Annotated in this window: 17 protein-coding genes; 8 read left to right on the top strand and 9 right to left on the bottom strand. The window is 62.3% G+C overall.

Annotated features, from left to right (window positions below):
- Positions 1-11: 11 nt before the first annotated feature.
- From PCE31107_RS10695 to PCE31107_RS10670, 6 genes are all read right to left on the bottom strand, one after another.
- Positions 12-1,115 (bottom strand): SAM-dependent methyltransferase, encoded by a 1,104-nt coding sequence (locus PCE31107_RS10695; protein ID WP_130025907.1) that lies wholly within the window; start codon positions 1,113-1,115, stop codon positions 12-14.
- Positions 1,116-1,146: 31 nt separating this feature from the next.
- Complete coding sequence (locus PCE31107_RS10690) at positions 1,147-1,938, bottom strand: DUF1295 domain-containing protein (protein ID WP_150608294.1); 792 nt, start codon at positions 1,936-1,938, stop codon at positions 1,147-1,149.
- 187 nt (positions 1,939-2,125) lie between these two features.
- Positions 2,126-2,863, bottom strand: coding sequence for an anti-sigma factor (locus PCE31107_RS10685; RefSeq protein WP_150608292.1), 738 nt, complete (start codon positions 2,861-2,863; stop codon positions 2,126-2,128).
- Positions 2,860-3,477 carry a sigma-70 family RNA polymerase sigma factor gene (locus PCE31107_RS10680; RefSeq protein ID WP_130025910.1) on the bottom strand — a complete coding sequence of 206 codons (618 nt, stop codon included), beginning with the start codon at positions 3,475-3,477 and terminating at the stop codon, positions 2,860-2,862. The genes PCE31107_RS10685 and PCE31107_RS10680 overlap by 4 nt, the downstream gene beginning before the upstream one ends.
- A 206-nt stretch (positions 3,478-3,683) precedes the next feature.
- Complete coding sequence (locus PCE31107_RS10675; RefSeq protein ID WP_246181801.1) at positions 3,684-6,230, bottom strand: cation-translocating P-type ATPase; 2,547 nt, start codon at positions 6,228-6,230, stop codon at positions 3,684-3,686.
- A 41-nt stretch (positions 6,231-6,271) separates the two neighbouring features.
- The gene (locus PCE31107_RS10670) at positions 6,272-6,817 is read right to left on the bottom strand and encodes a carboxypeptidase-like regulatory domain-containing protein (protein ID WP_343032343.1); all 546 of its coding nucleotides are present in this window, start codon (positions 6,815-6,817) and stop codon (positions 6,272-6,274) included.
- Between the two features lie 280 nt (positions 6,818-7,097).
- Between PCE31107_RS10670 and PCE31107_RS10665 the strand changes: the two genes are divergently transcribed.
- Positions 7,098-7,562, top strand: coding sequence for a hypothetical protein (locus tag PCE31107_RS10665; RefSeq protein WP_150563902.1), 465 nt, complete (start codon positions 7,098-7,100; stop codon positions 7,560-7,562).
- A gap of 56 nt (positions 7,563-7,618) precedes the next feature.
- On the opposite strand, the gene PCE31107_RS10660 is transcribed toward PCE31107_RS10665, so the two are convergent.
- Complete coding sequence (locus tag PCE31107_RS10660; protein WP_150608290.1) at positions 7,619-8,467, bottom strand: class I SAM-dependent methyltransferase; 849 nt, start codon at positions 8,465-8,467, stop codon at positions 7,619-7,621.
- Positions 8,468-9,323: 856 nt separating this feature from the next.
- On the opposite strand from PCE31107_RS10660, the gene PCE31107_RS23850 reads away from it, so the two are divergent.
- The 5 genes from PCE31107_RS23850 to tal all read left to right on the top strand — a co-directional run bounded on the left by PCE31107_RS23850 (position 9,324) and on the right by tal (position 14,431).
- Complete coding sequence (locus PCE31107_RS23850) at positions 9,324-9,542, top strand: glycine zipper 2TM domain-containing protein (RefSeq protein ID WP_130025964.1); 219 nt, start codon at positions 9,324-9,326, stop codon at positions 9,540-9,542.
- A 162-nt stretch (positions 9,543-9,704) separates the two neighbouring features.
- Entirely contained in the window at positions 9,705-10,985 is a 1,281-nt protein-coding gene (locus PCE31107_RS10650) for an NRAMP family divalent metal transporter (RefSeq protein ID WP_246181791.1), read from the top strand.
- A 240-nt stretch (positions 10,986-11,225) separates the two neighbouring features.
- Positions 11,226-11,408: a hypothetical protein gene (locus PCE31107_RS10645; RefSeq protein ID WP_130025965.1), complete on the top strand. Its 183-nt coding sequence runs from the start codon at positions 11,226-11,228 to the stop codon at positions 11,406-11,408.
- A gap of 231 nt (positions 11,409-11,639) precedes the next feature.
- Positions 11,640-12,359 (top strand): Crp/Fnr family transcriptional regulator, encoded by a 720-nt coding sequence (locus PCE31107_RS10640; protein WP_150608288.1) that lies wholly within the window; start codon positions 11,640-11,642, stop codon positions 12,357-12,359.
- Between the two features lie 998 nt (positions 12,360-13,357).
- A complete protein-coding gene (gene tal, locus PCE31107_RS10635; protein ID WP_150608286.1) occupies positions 13,358-14,431 on the top strand; it encodes a transaldolase in 1,074 nt (357 codons plus the stop codon).
- An 81-nt stretch (positions 14,432-14,512) separates the two neighbouring features.
- Here the strand turns inward: tal and PCE31107_RS10630 are convergent, their stop codons facing one another.
- Both PCE31107_RS10630 and PCE31107_RS10625 read right to left on the bottom strand, forming a co-directional pair.
- A complete protein-coding gene (locus tag PCE31107_RS10630) occupies positions 14,513-14,689 on the bottom strand; it encodes a CsbD family protein (protein WP_150549833.1) in 177 nt (58 codons plus the stop codon).
- A gap of 126 nt (positions 14,690-14,815) precedes the next feature.
- On the bottom strand, positions 14,816-14,974 hold the full coding sequence (locus PCE31107_RS10625) for a DUF3309 family protein (protein ID WP_150608284.1): 159 nt from the start codon (positions 14,972-14,974) through the stop codon (positions 14,816-14,818).
- 301 nt (positions 14,975-15,275) lie between these two features.
- Here PCE31107_RS10625 and tkt point away from each other — a divergent pair, with 301 nt between their 5' ends.
- Together tkt and pgm are read left to right on the top strand one after the other, a co-directional pair.
- Entirely contained in the window at positions 15,276-17,384 is a 2,109-nt protein-coding gene (gene tkt, locus PCE31107_RS10620; protein WP_150608282.1) for a transketolase, read from the top strand.
- Positions 17,381-19,075 carry a phosphoglucomutase (alpha-D-glucose-1,6-bisphosphate-dependent) gene (pgm, locus tag PCE31107_RS10615; protein ID WP_150608280.1) on the top strand — a complete coding sequence of 565 codons (1,695 nt, stop codon included), beginning with the start codon at positions 17,381-17,383 and terminating at the stop codon, positions 19,073-19,075. The genes tkt and pgm overlap by 4 nt, the downstream gene beginning before the upstream one ends.
- Positions 19,076-19,425 lie beyond the last annotated feature (350 nt).

The following is a 19,425-nucleotide window of genomic DNA, read 5'->3' as shown; positions in this document are numbered from 1 at the left end:
GGGGCGGCGGCTCATCCCCGTTGGTGCCGCTTTTCGAACAGATAGTGGCCCACGCCCCACTCGCGGCCATGGCCGTAGCCGAACAGTTCCGCGACTGCCATGTAGAACATGCGCCAGCGCTGGAACTGAACGCCGGCCTGCGGGCCGTAGCCGGCCTCGAGCATCGGCAGGGTTGTCGCACGCGACGCGTCCAGGGCCGCCAGCCAGTCGTTGGCTGTGCGCTCGTAATGTCGACCATCGACCCACCAGCGGTTCACGATGCGCAGGTCGTCCTGGAAGTGCAGCAACAGATCCGCGCTGGGCATGGTGCCGCCGGTGAAGAAGTGTCGCGACATCCAGTCGCTGCCATCCTTGTTCTGGAAGGGGTAGGCAACATGACGATGCGCGAAGAGATGAACGAACAGCGTGCCGTCGTTGTTCAGCCAGCGGGCGATCTTGCCGAGCAATGCGCCGTAGTTCTTCATGTGCTCGAACATTTCGATGGACAGGATGCGGTCGAATCCTCCGCGAACGCCGTCATCGAACTCAAATTCCGCCACATTGCCGGTCACGATCTGCAGATTCCGAAGCCCGCGGCGCGCCGCCGCCGACTCGATGAACCGGCGTTGACCGTGAGAATTCGACAGCCCGACGACCTGCGCACCGGGATATTGCGCGGCAAGCCAGAGCGAGAGCGACCCCCAGCCGCAGCCAAGATCCAGAATCCGTTGACCGTCGGCGATGTCGGCGCGCTGCGCGTAAAGGGCCAGCATCGCCTGCTCGGCCTGGGCCAGCGTCTCGTCGCCATTCGGGTAATAGCAGCACGAATACTTGACGGCGGGACCCAGGTGCTCGGCAAAGAAGTCGCTTGGCACCTCGTAGTGCTGCGTGTTGGCGGCCTGCGTATCCACGGCAATCGGACTCGCGCGCAGTTCGCTGACGAACGCGGCAAGCGATTCGACGCTTTTCTCGGGATCGTGCGCATGCGCCTCGCGCAGGCGCTGGCGCATCAGCATGCGCATGGCCGCGCGCAACACCATATCGGGCACAAGGCCCCGCTCGCAGAGCCGGATCAATCCGGTTTCGTCGGGCGCTTCGGCTCGCGCGGCGGGCGGTTGCGTAAGGGAGGCGGTCATGGCGATGGGCTCCTGACTTCAATGCACGGATTCATGGCAGCGGCGTTTCCGCGGACTTCCTGGGTGGCCAGGGAATGAGCACGCTGGTGGTTTGCATGTACGTCTTGTAGGCGGGGCGAGAGCGCACCAGATGCGCTTCAAGCAGCGGAATGCCCGACACTTTGAGCAGTAGCCACGCCATGAGCAGCGGCGCGAGCAGCGTCGTCCACGCCCAGGGCGCGCCGAACGCGAGAACCGGGTAGGCACACCAGTGCAGGCACTCGAAGAAGTAATTGGGATGCCGCGAGTATCGCCACCAGCCGACCTGGCAGACTTGGCCACGATGGCTAGTGACGGCGGTGAAGCGTCGCAGTTGACGGTCGGCCGACGCCTCGCCCGCGACGGCGGCCAGCCAGATGAGTGCGGCGACGGCCAGCGCCCACGGCGCCGGCGCGTGGGCATTGAATGCCGGCACGAAGAACGCCGCCGCGAGCAGCATGGCGATCACGCCCTGCAACTGGAAGAACCAGAACATGTTGCGTCCGGCATGCTCGCCCCACTGTTCGCGAAATTGCCGGTAACGCGCATCTTCCGGATGCCCGAAGTTGCGACGCCAGAGATGCATTGCGAGGCGCAGGCCCCATACGGCGCCGGCCACCCCGACGAAGGCGCGGTTGATCGCGTGGCCGGTGCCGAGCCCTGCCGCCACGATCGCCACGCACCCGAGCGCGGCCGCCCAGACCGGGTCGACCATGCCGGCGTTGTGCGAACGCCATTGGTAACACCAGGCGAGCGTCAACGCAGCACACATTCCAGCGAACGAAACGACGACAGCAAACAGCATGCAGGCTCCAGATAGGGATTCGGGGCTCGATGCTGCTGTATACGAACGTCACGCATTGTCGGATGCACGCGCCGGAGACATTGTGGAATCAAAGCGGGCAGAGGGCGTGCCGGAAAGCGAGGAAGGGGTTGTCCAACGTACGGACAACCCCTTCAAACGACATGATGGCGGTGGCGCGGAAGGGCGCTCAGGCGGGTCGGATGGTGCCGGTTGCGACGACGGGGCCGGTCGGTTGGCCAGTGGGGGAGCCGCCCGGCGGTTCGACGGACACCGCGAGTACCGCGTTGCTGTCCATCTGCGCGAGGATTTGCGGCGACAAGGTCATCGACGCGGGTTGATCCGACGCAAATACGCCTAGCGGGATGGGTTTGGCGTTGTGCGGGATCAACCACAGCTCGGTGGCGCGGCCGGCGGCAATGACGGGCTTGAGAACCGGCACCACGACCATGCTCGAGCGACGCCTGTCGACCGTTGCGGTCCAGTGAGCGACGCCATCCTGGCGTGCGATGGTCGACACCATATAGGCATCGGCCGTCAGGGCGGACGGACTGCGCGAGGGCATCAGCGTGACGACGTTCACGGCAAGCAGCGCCAGCGCCGCGAGGCTTGCGCCGAGCCCCACCCATCGCCAGAGGCGCAAGTTGTCCCACCAGGTGGCGGCCGGTCGCGGGCGGGTGGTGCGCAGGGCATCCGGCACGGCGCCAAGATCGCGCTGGATGCGTTGCCACACGCGCGGCGGGGGGGCGATGGGCTCGACGTCTTCGGCCAGTCGCGCGATGCGCGATTGCCACTGGTACAGGGTTGCCTGGATCAGCGGATTCGCGTCGGCGGCCTGCTCGAGTTCGCGCCGTTCGGCGGCACTCAGCACGCCGAGGGCATATTCGGCGCAGCGCAGCTCGTCGTCTTGGTTGGCGGGCGTATTCATTGCTCGAGGCACACTTTCAGTTGCATTAGGCTGCGGCGAATCCAGCTTTTCATCGTGCCAAGCGGCACGCTAAGGCGAGCCGCGAGTTCGCTGTACGATGCGCCGGTAAAGAACGCCTCGCGCACCACGCCACGTTGTTGCGGCTCGAGGCGTTGAAGGCATTGCTCCAGGCGTTGCCGTTCCTGGGACGCCTCGGCAAGCGTGGCGGGTGACGGGTCATCCGATGGGATGGCGAGGGCGTCGGCGTCGTCGAGGGCGGCCTCACGGTGCTCGCGCAGTCGGTCGATGGTTCGGTTGCGGGCCAACGTGATCAGCCATGTCATGGCGTTGCCGCGCTCGGGATCGAAGCCGCCGGCGCGTCGCCAGACGCTGACGAACACCTCCTGAAGCAGGTCCTCGGCTTCCGCCTTGTCGCGCACCATTCGCAGGATCACGCCGAACAAACGTGCCGATGTCATCTGATAGACGGCGGCAAAAGCTTCGCGATCTTCCTGCCCCACGGCCGATAGTGCTCGGTTCAATGCGTCGCGCCGTGCCATGTCGGCACTGGGGTCGTTCTGGCGCTGCGAGGGGGATGGACGTGCTCGATTGGCACTGCTGGGCATGTCGTTCATGCGGACGTGGCCTTCGTGTGGGCCATAGCATTGACGTTCCGCGCAATATAGCACCTTCGGCGCGAAATGGCGCGTTGTGTCCGGCATGAGAAGGCGAGGATTCGGCATGGCGTGCTGACCGACGATGAGCGTGTTGAGTCATACGGATCAGGCACGCGTCCGGATGCGTGGCATCGGCGTATTCTCGGTTCGCCTTTGGCTCTCGTTCAGGGAGTGAGCAGTGCGACAAGTCCAAACAGTCGTGCCAGGGGCGGTACGGACATCAGCAGTATCAGCGCGCCCCCGGTCAGGCCCAGCACCCGCCAGAGATAGGGGTTTCGGGGCTGTCCGCGATCGGGACGTTTCGTGCGCAGCACCCGCTGGACCACGAAGATCAGCGCGACATTGACCACGACCAACAGTTCGAATGCCAATGTGCGGGCCAAGGGGAGAGGGTCGGCGTCGGCGCTGACATGGCGCAGCAGTCCCGCATAGACGCCGAGGACCAGCACGCCAGCCAGCGCACCCACGCAGGCGACTTGCAGGAAGGCGCGGGACGATAGGAGTCGTGCCCCGGCGTGCCGGGGAGGGGTCGTCATCAGGTGAGCAGCTTCCGGTTCGTTCTCGAATACGATCGAGCAGACTGGATCGATCACGAGTTGCAGGAAGACGATGTGGACCGGCGCGAGCATGGGCGGCAAGCCGACCAGAATGGGCACCACGGCTGCCGCGACCATGGGAACATGCACCGCGATGGTATAGCTGATTGCGAGAACGAGATTGGCGTAGATGCGTCGCCCGAGTCGGATGGCCGACACGATCGGGGCGAAGTTGTCGCGCAGCAGGACCAGCGCGGAGACTTCGCGAGCCACTTCCGCGCCGCGCAATCCCATCGCAATGCCAATGTGGGCCGCCTTCAGGGCCGGTGCGTCGTTCACCCCGTCGCCCGTCATCGCCACGACTTCGCCGTTGTCTCGCAGCGCATTCACCAGGCGCAGCTTTTGCTCGGGGCGGATGCGGGCGAAGGTCTCGACGTCCTTGACCGCGTCGTGCACCTGCGCGTCGTTCATGGCCGCCAGGGCCTGCCCGGTCACGATCCGTCGGCAGTCGATGCCGACCTCGGTCGCGATCGCTTGCGCCGTCGACGGATAGTCGCCGGTCACCATCACCACGCGAATGCCTGCGGCATGACATTGCGCGATCGCCTGTGCGACTTCCGGCCGGACCGGGTCGGACAGACCGACCAGCCCCAGGAACTCGAACGCGAAGTCGTGCTGATCCTTCGGCCACTCGGGGTGCGAATGCGAGGCCTTCGCCACCCCGAGCACCCGCAATCCGCCCGACGCCATGGCCGCCGCCTGATCCAGGACCGCCTGGGTTGCCGTCTCGTCCAGATGGCAGAGCGCACAGACGGCTTCCGGTGCCCCCTTGCAGGCCACCGAATGATGGGTGGGTTCTCGGGTGCGCCACGCGTGGGACATTGCGGGCACCTCGGGCGTCAGCGCGTACTCGTGCACCAACGACCAATCCGTGTGCAAACGTCCGGTGCCTGCAAGGCCCACGCGTCCGGTCTCGTGGAACGCCCGCTCCATCGGGTCGATGGGTTCGATTTCGCTGGCGAGCACGAGATACTCGATCAACTCGTGAAAGGCGTCGTCGATCCGTGGGGTCGAGGGATCCACGTCAAATCGTCTGCCATGGGCGACGAGCGCGCTCACCGACATGCGATTCTGGGTCAGCGTGCCCGTCTTGTCGACGCACAGCACCGACGTTTGACCGAGTGTCTCGATCGCGCTCATCCTGCGCGTGAGCACCCCCTCTTTGGCGATGCGGCGCGCGCCCAAGGCGAAGAACACCGTGAGGATGACCGGGATCTCTTCGGGCAGGAGGCCCATCGCCAGCGTGATCCCGGCGAGTATGCCGGGAAGCCATTCGCCAACGCGCCAACGGTAAGTGAGCGTGAGCAGAAAGACCATGGCGATGGCGACGGCGGCAAAGCGGTTGACGAAGGTTCTCGTTTCGATTTGCAGCGGGGAGAGCGCTTCCGAGATGCCGCTCAGTGACTTGCCGATGCGACCGAGCGTCGTATTCGGTCCGGTGGCGGTCACGACCATGCGGGCCTGACCTTGCACCACCATGGACCCGAAAAATAGCTGGCTGTCGACGGGCTCGGCCTGTTCGCCGAGTTCGCGGGAGCGGGCGTCGAGGGGGGGGACGGCCTTGCTGACGGCAACGGATTCCCCCGTCAGCAATGATTCGTCCACACTGAGTTCGTGGACTTCAACGGCAAGGCCGTCTGCGGGCACGCGGTTGCCTTCATCGACGAAAACGATGTCGCCGGGGACCAGTTCCGAGGCCGAGACCAGTTGACGGCTGCCGTCGCGAAGCACCTTGGCGCGCGGTGCCGACAGTTCGCGAAGCGAGTCGAGCACCCGGGCGGTGCGATGGCTCTGATAGACGGTGAGAAGGACGATCGCCGTGACGAAGGCAAGCAGCGTCAGCGCTTCGGCGCGATCGCCGAGAATGAGATAGACGGCGCTTGCCGCAAGCAAGAGCAGGAACATCGGCTCGCGCAGCACTTCCCATAACGTGATCCACCAGGTGCGGCGCGTCGCGTAGTCCACGACGTTCCAGCCGAACCGAGCGCGCTGGGCCAGCACCTCGGCGCTCGAAAGGCCGTGTTCGGCGTCGGGCGGCCGGATCGGGTCGGTCTCGGGTGCGCTGGCGATGTCACCGGATCCACTGGAAGCGGATATGGCCGGCGTTGCCCGCATGCGTGTCGGCGCCGGGACGTCTCGCGGCGTGGAAGTGCCGCTCACCGGCGGTTTGGCCTTGGGCAACGCTTGCAGAGATGCAGCACGGCTGGCGCGTCCGGATCGTCCCAGGAGAAATGGAGGTCAACGGCGCCGCGTTTGGGCACACGGACATTCCTGGATTCCGATCTGGCGGGGGTGTGCACCGAGACCCGATAGTCGCCTGCGGGCAACCGGACAAAGAGGAACGGTCCCTCCGTTCGCACCGCCAGGACGTGTCGCCCGGCCCCTGCGGTGATAGTGACATCGACGTCGGAGAGATAGCTTCCCGACGTCGATGTGAACGTCATCCGCAGGTTGTACTGCGGCGCAGCGGCGCGAAACACCTGGACTTCGTCCTCGCCAATACCGCCCGTGATGTACGAGACGCCGCTTTCCGATTCGGGTTGTGGTGTCGATGCTGCCAGCGCGACGCCAATCATGCATAGCCACGCGAAAAGTGGCACAAACAGCGAAACGCGGGCGCTTCTCGACATCACAATTCTCCCCATATCGGTCTCGTTTCCAGAATGGCCGGTGGCGGTCGTTTGCGTGTTGATCGATGTCAAGGAGCCGCTTGCGATGTCATCGCGCTCGACGTCATCGCATTTGGCGCGGCGTTTGCCGTGCGCCTATCGACACGCGGGCGTGCCGCGCTGCCGGTTGGCGGCAGCGCTTGATGCGCACCGACGTCGTTGGCGCCGCACGGCCGACGCGATCGAAGGTTTGACCTGCCTCAATGCACGCCTTGGGGCGTCGCCTACCCTGAACATGCACGATTGGCCCGGCATTCGCGCGGTTTGAACGCGCGTTGGTGCTGTCAGGATTTAGGTTCAGGAGATTGATGAGATGGAAAAGAGAACCATGAAGCGCGCGTTATCGATCGCGTCGTCAGCGGTTTTGATAATCACTGCAATCCCGGCGCTTGCCCAACCGAAGGATGACGACTGGGGGTGCGGGCGGGGATATGGGCCGGGCATGATGGGCGGCGGTTATGGCTACGGGCCGGGCATGATGGGGCGGGGCGGCATGATGGAGGGCCCTGGCGGCTGCGGGCCGTGCTGGGGGCCTGGCGCCGCGGGCGGGGGCGGGCCGGGTGCCCAGCGTGAAGATCTCAAGTTGAGCGTTGATCAGGTCCGAAACAACATGGACGGGTGGCTCAAGCGCATGGGCAACGCGCGCCTCAAACTCGGCAAGGTGGTCGAGCGAGATGCCGACACCATCACCGCCGATGTGGTGACGGCGGAGAAAGATGTCGTCGTACAGCGCTACGAAGTCAACCGGCACTCCGGGTTCGTTCGGCCGGCGCGTTGAGAGGAGGGCGCGTGGCGCGTTGTTGTTTGCGCTTCGCGCACCTCAGATCGTGGGGCTTACTCCGCTGACACTGGTGCTGGCGAGGTAAAGAAACGTTCGCGCATTTCTTCCAGCCCGAGCGATGCGAGCACCTCGTCCAGGCGTTCGGCGGGGCGGCGGCGCGGAAGGTTCTTGTATTGCGCGATGATCAGCTCGTTTTTCATCGAGTGTTCCCAGCCCACCAGTTCGGTCACGCTGACGTGATAGCCGTGGGCCTCCAGTTGCAGGCAGCGCAGCACGTTGGTGATCTGGCTGCCGAATTCACGCGTATGCAGCGGGTGGCGCCAGATTTCCGTGAGTGGATTGCCCGCTAGTTGTTTGCCTTTGTTTTTGCGCAGCACGCCCGCGATCTCGGCCTGGCAACAGGGCACGAGCACGATATGACGCGCTTGCTTGGCCAGCGCGAAACGGATCGCATCGTCGGTGGCGGTATTACACGCGTGCAGCGCGGTGACGACGTCGACCGTCGGCGGCAGTGCCGGCGAGGTGATCGACTCTGCTACGGACAGGTTCAGGAACGACATCCCGGTAAAGCCCAACCGCTCGGCGAGCGCTTGCGAGGTTTTGACCAGTTCCTCGCGGGTTTCGATGCCGTAGATATGTGAGTCGTCCGCGAGCGCCTTGAAGAACAGGTCGTAAAGGATGAAACCCAGGTACGACTTGCCGGCACCGTGATCGACGAGCGTGACGCGCCCGCGCTCGGTCTTGACTTCCTGGAGCAGCGGCTCGATGAACTGGAACAGGTGATAGACCTGCTTGAGCTTGCGCCGGCTGTCCTGGTTCATCTTGCCGTCGCGCGTGAGGATGTGGAGTTCCTTGAGCAGCTCGATAGACTGGCCGGGACGGACTTCGTGGGTATTTGACATGAGCAGGCTAAGTAAGCAGCGGGCGGTGGTCCGTCCCGTAAATTCCGCCAGTTTACCGAAAACACTGGCGAGCGCGCGGTATCGGCATGCCGCGATTAAGTCGCATAATGTACATTATGTTAAATAATCTATCGGTATAGGAATAACAGGTACGCGACCGTCCGGTAGAGTCAGCGGACACAGTTTAGGTTAACGTGATCCGCTCGGCTAATTCGGGCCAGTTTGAACACAACCGCCTGGGCACCGAGTGTACTTGAATCAGATGCCGATCCATGATGGGGTCTTCCGGGCAGCACGAGCCATGCCAATGTTAGTCGAGCACATTTCCCGGATAAACCGCCATGCGGAGTTTCCCGCGCATTGTCTCTGTCCACCTCAAACCCATCCATGGCTTGCTGCGGCGTCAGCATCGGCGGCAAACGCCGCCATCCCCTCCCCGGCGGGTCATTTGCACGTCGGCGCTAACAGCGACTCGGGCATGTCACAACGAACGTCAGAATGCGCTGACACCACAACGCGATATTCCCGTCCTCCAGCGTCGGCTACCGAACCGATTGCCCCGGCCAAATGACGCATTGTGGAACTCTCAACGATGCCGTTTGAGTGTGCAAGCCATGAAACCGCCGCGCGTCCGCGCGCCGATAGCCATGGCACACAAACCTTCGCAGAAGCGCACGCAGGCAGCGGGATGGCATATCTGTTTCACACATCTCGACCGCACTGTGCTGATGACGCGCCTCAGGCCGTCGTCGACACTACGACAGTTCACAAATTTCCAGTCAGAACTCCCTGAGGGGGCAACGATTGAGATCGGCCGTACTCGTCATCTAGGCGATAGTGCCGGGAGGCTAGTTTAATGAACAATGCCAAATGTACGTTGTCTTGGGGAATTTCCGTTCTTGTCATCGTGGCCAGTTTGAGCGGCTGCGCGGGGATGTCGCGGCGCGGCACAGATACTGCGGTAGGAGCAGGCGTGGGTGGGGTGGCCGGCGCAGTACTGACCGGCGGGAGTGCGGTGGGCACCGTCGGGGGCGCTGTTGTCGGTGGCGTCGTTGGGAATGTGATCGGCAAATAGCATTCGCCGTCTTCCCTTGTCGAGTCCTTTTCGAAATCTTGAGAATACCGCCGCGGAACACTGGCAGTCGGTTCCTCTGTCGACGAGCGTACCGACCAGACAGACAAATTCGCCTGAAGTGACCGAGATATTCGGTCAGTCTCCTCTTACGGGGTGGATATCGTGTCGCTCGACCGCACTGCACTCCATAAGAATCAATCGCTCTGGGAGAAGCTGGGACCAGGCCTGATTGCCGGCGCGGCAGACGATGACCCGAGCGGCGTCGCCACCTATTCCCAGGTGGGCGCCGCATTCGGCTACGGCTTGCTGTGGACGGCTTTGGCGACGTATCCGCTCATGATCGGAATTCAGGTTGTGAGCGCGCAAATCGGTCGCGTCACCGGGGACGGCATCGCGGCGAATATTCGAAAGCACTACCCCGGCTGGATACTGTATGTCCTGGTTGGACTTTTGCTTGTGGCCAACACGATCAATATCGCGGCGGATGTGGGTGCGATGGGGGCGGCATTGAAGCTCCTGATCGGTGGTCCGGCTGTCTGGTACGCGGTCGCCTTCGGCATGGGGTCGCTGACGTTGCAGGTTTTCATCCCGTTTCCGCGTTATGCCCCCATTCTTAAGGTGCTTACGCTTGCGCTGCTCGCGTATGTGGCCACGGTCTTCAGTGTCAAGATTTCTTGGGGGGACGTGCTGTATCGGACCGTACTTCCCGATCTGTCGTTCAACGGCGGCTACATCGTGGCGGTTGTCGCGGTGTTCGGCACAACCATCAGTCCCTACATGTTCTTCTGGCAAGCGTCTCAGGAGGTGGAGGTCCAGCGCGCAACAAAGGGGCAGGAGCCGCTGACCGAGGCCCCATCGCAGGCGCGGCGAAACTTGCGCCGCATCAGAATCGACACCTATATCGGAATGGCGTTCTCGAACGTGATCGCCTTCTTCATCATACTGACTTCCGCTGTCACGCTATATCAGCACGGAGTGAGAGACATCCAGACGTCGGCGCAGGCAGCCGCAGCCCTACGGCCGCTTGCCGGCGAAGTCTCGTTCCTGCTGTTCTCTGCCGGCATTATCGGATGCGGGCTGTTGGCGGTGCCGGTGCTGGCGGGTTCGTCGGCCTATGCAGTCGCCGAGGCTTTCGAATGGCGCATTGGTCTGGGGCGCGAAGTCCTACAGGCACGTGGGTTCTACATGATATTGACGCTCGCCACCGTGCTAGGTCTGGCGTTGAATTTCACCGCCATTGATCCCATCAAGGCGCTCTTCTGGAGCGCCGTGATCAATGGCGTAATTGCTGTCCCGATCATGACAATCTTGATGCTGATGGCGGGCAGGCGCGACGTGATGGGTAAATTTGCGATCAGTCTGCGGCTAAAAGCGCTGGGCTGGCTAGCCACCGGCACCATGGCTTGCGCAGTTCTCACCATGTTCGCCACTTGGGGGCAATGAGCTGTTTGCATGCCGAAGCACGTGACGCGATTGCTATGCCCTTTCCAACAAGTGTATTGCTGGGCAACGGCGCCCGCGTTTTCGATATCAGACGCAGGGAGCGTCCAGCACGCTATATGGTTCGTGCGCTTACATACGGACCATCATTGCAGTTGGGCCTATCGTGAATAACACGACGAATGCTCTAGACGCGAGTTCACGCGAACTAATGCCTGGAAGTTGCGGGCGAGGACAACGACCATGAGAGGCCATAAGCAATTAAGCAAGCGAATGATCGCCTTGCAACTGGCGATCCGCGAGACGCGGCTTTCTCTCAACAAGCAGGAGCGTAACCTGTATCAGGCGGCAGTTCTTGTTTGGGAAGAGGAAGGCGGACGATCGTCCCGATGGCTACCCGCCCAGGATTTTTCCGTCCATGCGTGAAAGGAATGCTTAAGGCGCTCTGACAATGAGTGATTGACATTTCCATTACGGCGGAAAAAAATCCAGAAGTGGGATGTTGAGCGGCAACAGCTCGAAGCAACCGCCGGGGAGCCCGGCCACGCGGAGCCTCGGTCAATCATGGTGGCGCCATCGATTCACTCGGACGCACACATTACGCAGCGATTCAGACGCGCACGTGTCCAATCTCGGGGCATGGAGGGGAGGAAAGGCATGCTTGCGCAACCGAACAAAGGCGCCAACGATCTGCTGTCCGTCTTGCCGGACGACGAGTGGGCGCGAATCGCCCCAGAATTGACGTTGATCGAAATGCCGCTTGGAAGGGTCATTTACGAGTCCGGAGACCGTCTGGATCATGTGTATTTCCCTACCACAGCAATCGTCTCATTGCTTTATGTGATGGAAGACGGCTCGTCCGCCGAGATTGCCATTGTGGGCAAGGAGGGGGTCGTCGGCATTGCCCTGTTCATGGGCGGCGAAACTACGCCGAGCCGTGCGATCGTGCAAAGCGCCGGGTACGCCTATCGGCTGAGCGCTCGGTTGCTCAAGGAAGAGTTCAGGCGCGCTGGGCCCATGCAGCGATTGCTATTGCGCTATACCCAGGCATTGATTACGCAAATGGCGCAAACGGCCGTCTGTAACCGTCACCACTCGATCGACCAGCAGCTGTGCCGGTGGCTGTTACTGAGCATCGATCGCCTGCCGTCCAATGAGTTGCGGATGACACAGGAGTTGATCGCCAACATGCTGGGCGTTCGCAGATCCGGTGTCACGGAAGCCGCGCTCAAGCTTCAGACTGCCGGGCTTATCCGTTACAGCCACGGGCATATCGAAGTGCTGGACCGGGCCGGACTCGAAAAGCGTGTCTGCGAGTGCTATGGTGTGGTGAAACGGGAGTTCGATCGATTGCTTCCCGAGATCCAGGCCATTTGACGTCGCCCCCCGCCAGCGGGAGTGTCAACGAGCGTTCCATCGAGTCTTGCCGCACTGGCATTTCGTTAGCCCCAACCCGCTGTAGTCGGGAATGTCTGCCGTTGGCCGAGTCAACGCTGCGATTCACAGTGTCCAGCGTCTCGCCCCTAGTCCCCACCGCCTTGCCGCCTTTCACGAGGCGCTTGTCCCGTTTGCTCCGGTGCAGGTTGCCCGCGTTGTCCGCGCGACACTTGCGCGGGCTCTGAACGGGGCCCCACTTATCTGTCTCGTCCCGGGCCGCCCCCGCGGTCGTAACCGCCGTGGCCATCTGCCCCGTGGTCGTAACCGCCTTGCCCATAGCCCCCGTGATCGTAACCGGGGCCGGGTCCCCACCAGCAGCCGCCCAACGTGACGACGACAAGCATCAATAGCAAACTTCGAACCGCTTTCATGGCACCCTCCTCCGGGAAAGGCATTTTCACCGGGGTAACCGGCACCTATGCCCTCCGTACGTCTCTCAACACAAATGGTCGGCCGCCTGATAGTCCTAACGGTCCCTGGTGAGATCCTCCCTGATTTCACCCGCCTCGCCTGACGGCGTCGCCTCGTCATTTCTGCGAGGCACGTCTTCCTGACTATGCACGACTTGGAAGAAATCTTCCTTGATGCGTGAGAATTTCGCTTCCAACGCTCTGATTCGCTCTCTGACCTGACTCGGTGTCATAACCCTCTCCGTAGACTCAAGTGCGTGCCTATGCCCATGGCTCGTAACCACTTTGCTCGTGGGGGATATGGGGTGTCCGTCCGGTATCGCACATGGCGATGAAGAAATGCTGCGGAATATGACAAACACTGAACCGGCCGATCTCGCGCCGCGATGCGTCACCCCTGCCCCGATCGTGTCGGTGGATTGGTACGCTGACGTACCGTATCGGTGTCGGTCTGCCGTGTAACGTGAGGTCAATACCGGAATAGCTGCAGCTCGATAACGTCTTGCGAAACGCCTTCGGCGAGGTTCCATGAAAGCCACTCGGAAATTGCAGGCGCTCGGGCAGAGTCTGTGGCTCGACAACATCACGCGATGCTTGCTGGTTGACGGGACGCTGGCCTGGTACCGAGATGAATACGACGTCACAGGTTTGACGTCGAATCCCAGCATATTCCTCAAGGCGATTCGCGATACCGCAGCGTACGACATGGACATCGCGAAGCCGGCCGATCCGACGCTCACCGACGAAGCGTTGTTCTTCTCCCTTGCGATCAAGGACCTGACCCAGGCGGCCGGGCTGTTCCTTCCGGTGCACCAAAAGACCGACGGTGTCGATGGATGGGTCTCGCTGGAAGTGTCGCCGTGGCTCGCCGAAGACGCCGTCGGAACAGTAGCAGCCGCCAAGCGCCTGCATGCAAGCGCCGATTGTCCCAATCTGTTCATCAAGATCCCCGGCACGCCGATCGGCCTCGTCGCGATCGAGGAGGCAATCTTTGCCGGCGTGCCGATCAATGTCACGCTCCTCTTCTCTCGAGAGCAATACGTAGAGGCGGCAAACGCCTATTGGAGAGGCCTGGCGCGCAGGCGTGATGCCGGGCTTGATCTGCACGTGGCATCCGTGGCATCGCTTTTCGTCAGCCGCTGGGACACCGCCATCACAGGGGAGGTGCCGTTCGGATTGCGCAACCGTCTCGGCGTGGCTGTGGCCAAACAAACGTACGGCGCCTACCGTGAGCGCATGTCGCACCCGATGTGGCACGAGTTGTCCGAAGCTGGTGCAAGCTCCCAGCGCCTGTTGTGGGCCAGTACGGGAGTCAAGAGCCGGGAACTCTCGCCGGGCTACTACGTTGAAGCACTTGCCGCACCGGATACGATAAACACGGTGCCGGAGGCAACCCTTCTGGCATTTGCGACGCACGGCGAATTGATCAGTGTCATGCGCGAGGATGGTGGTAACGCCGATCCGGTGCTCGCAGACTTCGCGCACGCCGGCATCGACGTTGCTGCACTCGCCGCACGCCTTCAGCGCGAAGGCGTTGCGTCGTTTCGGCAGGCATGGACTGAACTCATGCAGGTCATTGCCGACAAACGCACACTCGACTGACACCCGAGCCCGGCGGCACAGCGTACGCCCCGAGCGCACTGATGGCCGAAGCGCCGCGTGTGACGGGGTCGGGCGATTCCTTTACGTGTGCTTCTTCAGATCGTGGCGTGCGTCGCCGACGACTGACTGAACTTTGCCGACATGCTTCTCGATCTTGCCGTCGACCTCCAATTTCGTGTTGCCGACCACCTTACCGGTGACCTCTTTGATTTTGCCGACGGCTTCCTTGACCCGGCCTTTCACTTGGTCTTTGTTCATGATGATTTACGTTCTCGGTGGATAAGAACTTGAGCCCCTTGACCGGGGCTCGGGTGTCGCGCGCTTTCGTGGCGACATGCATCACACGCCGATTGACGGTGTCGAGCAAGATCTGGATTGCGCGCCTCATAGTCGACCCATCAAGAGCAGAACAATCACGACGGCCAGCAGCAATCCCACTGCGCCGCTCGGCGCAAATCCCCAACCCGAGTTGTACGACCAGGCTGGGAATGCTCCTACCAACAGAAGTGCCAGAACAATCAGCGCCACAATTCCTAAAGACATGATTTACTCCCCGCTTTGGTTAGAGGGAGATTTCCAAGCCCTCACAATAAGGGTAGTCGCACAACGACGGCACGTCGGTTCGGTGCCGTACTAAGACGGCGGACGAGGCTCGTTCGGTATTGGAAGCCTCTGATCAGCGCCGCGATCAGGTGTGGCGGCAATAGATTTCTGTTCGGTAGTGGACAGACCTACGGAACAAACGCTCCTAGTTTCGAGTGAGCGATGTTGCCAGATCGCACTACCTTCGTGAGTCAAAGGGCGTAGCAGTCAACCGTTTCACCATTCGATGGAGATGTCAGCGATGCAGCACGATGATCTTGATCAGTTGTGCGTCGACACCCTGCGCACCTTGTCGATCGACGCGGTGCAAAAGGCGCAGTCCGGGCACCCGGGCACGCCGATGGACGCTGCTCCGACGGTTTATTGTTTGTGGCAACGTTTCCTGCGTTACGACCCGGACCATCCGCTCTGGCCTGCCCGGGATCGCTTTGTCTTGTCGAACGGGCATGCCTGTGCGCTGCTGTACAGCTTGCTGCACGTTTGTGGTGTCAAGAGCGATGATGCAGCCGACGAATTGGCCGTGACGATCGACGACCTTAAGTCCTTCCGACAACCGGGAAGCCGATGCACCGGACACCCCGAGTACGGTTGGACGACGGGTGTCGAGACCACGACCGGTCCGCTTGCGCAAGGCATTGCCACGAGCGTGGGTATGGCGATCGCACAGAAATGGCTAAGTGCAACCTACGACCGTCCGGGGTTTCCGCTATTCCGCTACAACATCTACGCGCTTTGCGGTGACGGCGACATGATGGAGGGGCTCGGTGCGGAAGCCGCCTCGCTCGCCGGTCATCTGAAGCTGGCCAATCTGTGCTGGATATACGACGACAACCACATCACGGTCGAAGGATCCACCCGCCTGGCGTTCACCGAAGACGTCGGTGCGCGCTTTGCATCGTATGGCTGGCATGTCGAGTGCGTAAGCGACGCCAATGACCTGACGCAGTTGTCGCGCGCTTACCAAGGCTTTCTCGACACCGGCGACGCGCCAACCCTCATCATCGTGCAAAGCCATATCGGCTATGGCGCGCCACACCGCCAGGACACGCGTGAAGCTCATGGAGCGCCGCTCGGCGCGGCGGAGGTGCGTCTAGCCAAGGAATTTTTCGGCACCGATCCCGACAAGCAGTTCGATGTGCCCGATGGCGTAACGTCGCATTTGCACGGAGGCCTCGGCCGCCGCGGCCGCGACGCCCATACGCGTTGGCTCGAGCTTTTTGCGGACTATCGGGCCCAGTACCCCGACTTGACCGATGCACTGGAGCGAATGCAGGCGCGGGAGCTACCCCCTGGGTGGGACGCCCCCCTGCCCGCTTTTACCGCGACGACGGCCAGTCTTTCGACCCGCGCTGCATCGGGGCAAGTGCTCAATGCCATTGCCGAGCGTGTACCCTGGTTACTAGGGGGCGCTGCCGATCTCTCGCCATCGACGCTCACTCGCCAGACCTTCGATGTCGTGGGCGATTTCCAGAACCCCGGTGCACAGGCTGGCGGCAACTATCGGGGCCGGAACTTTCACTTCGGTGCGCGCGAGCATGCCATGTGTGCGATAGCCAACGGCATGAGTCTGTCGTCGCTACGACCGTTTGTCGCCAGCTTCCTCATCTTCAGCGATTACTGCCGGGCGGCACTCCGGCTGGGTGCGATGATGGAACTGCCGCTCATCACGGTTTGGACGCATGACTCCATCAGCCTGGGGGAAGACGGGCCGACGCACCAGCCGGTCGAACAACTTGCCTCGCTGAGGGCCATGCCGGGCATGACCGTACTGCGTCCGGCCGACGCCGGGGAAGTGACCGAGGCATGGCGCGTCATCATGGAACGCAAGCGCGGGCCGGTCTGCCTCGTACTCACACGTCAGGCCGTGCCAATTCTTGATCGGCAACGTTACGCAAGTGCCGCAGGCGTTGCCCGAGGCGCTTATATCCTGGTTGATGCCTGCAAGGAAATGGGCATTGAAGGCGGTACCCCGGACGTGCTGCTGCTGGCCACTGGCAGCGAAGTTGCGTTGTGCGCCGCGGCGTACGACGAACTGAAGCGGGATGGCATTTTCGCTCGGGTGATCAGCATGCCGTCGTGGGAAATATTCGAGAGTCAGTCGCTGGCGTATCGCGACCACATTCTGCCGCCCTCCGTCATCGCGCGAGTTGCCGTGGAGGAGGCTTCCACCTTTGGATGGGAGCGCTATGCCGGGCATGAAGGCGCCATTTTCGGGTTGCACACGTTCGGCAAGTCCGGCCCGCGCGAGGCGCTGGCACGTAATTTTGGCTTCGACGTGGCGCATATCGTGACTGCCGCCAAGGCGCAACTCATGCGTCACGGTACGAAGCCGCGCGGGACACCGTCATGAGCGAATCCAGAACGCTTGCATCGGGGATCGCGTCGGTCAGCCCATACGCTGGACAGCAGCTCTCGCCGGACAAGCTGGTCAACGTCTCGCGTCTGGTAACGGCCTACTATTGCAACACGCCCGACCCGGACATTCCGGCGCAGCGCGTAGCGTTTGGAACCTCCGGCCATCGCGGTTCGTCGTTCCTGACGACGTTCAACGAAGCGCATATCCTGGTGATCAGTCAGGCCATCTGCCGCTACCGCCAACGGCATGGCATCGATGGACCGATATTCGTTGGCATCGACACGCATGCTTTGTCCGAACCGGCGTTTGCAACTGCCATGCAGGTGTTCGCAGGCAACGGTCTCGACGTGATGATTTCGGCGGGTGGCGAATACACGCCAACGCCTGCGGTGTCCCATGCCATCGTCACATACAACCGCGGGCGTACGGCAGGGCTCGCTGACGGTGTCGTCATCACGCCGTCGCACAACCCTCCCGATAACGGCGGCTTCAAGTACAACCCGCCGCACGGCGGGCCGGCGGAGTCCGCGGTGACCACCTGGATCGAGACGCAAGCCAACGTGCTGTTGCGCGGCGGACTGCGAGCGATGCCAAGGATCAGCGTCGAGCAGGCCATGCGTGCATCCACGACGCACCCCTATGACTTCCTGAACACTTATCTTGACGACTTGCCCAACGTTATCGACATGGACGTGTTGCGTGCTTCAGGCATTCATATGGGCGTTGACCCACTGGGGGGCGCCGGTGTTCACTATTGGCCGGCCATTGCCGATCGGTATCGACTCAATCTGACGGTCACCCGCACGACCGTGGACCCGACATTCGCCTTCATGACCGCCGATTGGGACGGCCGAATCCGAATGGATCCGTCGTCGGCCTTTGCGATGCAAGGCCTGATCGCCCAGAAAGATGCGTTCGACGTCGCCTTCGCCTGCGACACCGATCATGACCGGCACGGCATCGTGACGCCAGGCGGGGGCTTGCTTGCGCCCAACCACTATTTGGCCGTGACCGTCGAGTACTTGTTTGAGCACCGCCCTGAGTGGCCGGCCGACGCCGCGATTGGCAAGACCGTTGTCGGCAGCCAGTTGATCGACCGTCTGGCGTCGAAGCTCGGGCGCCGTCTTTACGAGGTTCCCGTCGGGTTCAAATGGTTTGCTGCCGGGCTGCTCGATGGATCCCTGGCGGTCGCCGGAGAGGAAAGCGCAGGCACGAGCTTCTTGCGGCGCGACGGTGCCGTCTGGACAACCGACAAGGACGGTCTGATCCCTGCACTGCTGGCAGGCGAGATGCTGGCGCGCACCGGGCGGGACCCCGGAGCGCTGTACAAGACACTGACGTACGCATTGGGCTCCCCCGTGGAGGCCCGACGCGAAGCGAGTGCGACACCCGCACAGAAGGCTGTGCTCGCGGCCTTGTCAGCCGACAAGGTGCGATCGAAGCGGCTCGCCGGAGAGCCGATTAATGCAATTCTGACCCTGGCACCCGGAAACGACGCGCCAATCGGTGGCTTGAAAGTGATGGGCGATCATGGCTGGTTTGCCGCGCGCCCGTCTGGCACGGAAGCGATCTATAAGATCTATGGCGAGAGCTTTCAGGGCGAGCGCCACCTGCAGCAACTGCTGAACGAGGCGCAAGCCATCGTCGATGAGGCGCTGGGCGACGTAACCTCGCCGCCGTCATAGCAGGCGTCCCCCCAAAGCCTGCCTGAAGCAGGCCCCTCGTGGATCAGTCGACCCTGGCTGGTCAGGGCACTCGCACACTATCGAAACTCGAGTGGCAAAAATAGCGTGATGCCCGGAGATGTCGGAGGTGCGTATACGACGGGCGGCGGGCCGTAAACATACCCGCCGTCTCCATACGGGTTGTAATGACGTTCCCTGTCGTGCCGATGGTCGTAAGGTGCCCGTTGACGCTCGCGCCTGTCCCCCTGTCGCATATCATGATGCGCCCCCTGATCGCGATAGCCTGGCTGCGCTTGAGGCACCGACGGCGCAAACACGCCGAAGATCACCAACGCAAGACCGATCGTCCT

Origin of the sequence: Pandoraea cepalis, assembly GCF_902459625.1 — a bacterium.
In the GTDB taxonomy this organism is placed as follows: Bacteria; Pseudomonadota; Gammaproteobacteria; order Burkholderiales; family Burkholderiaceae; genus Pandoraea; species Pandoraea cepalis.
The sequence above is the reverse complement of the archived record's forward strand: the minus strand, read 5'-3'. Positions and strand labels throughout refer to the sequence as shown.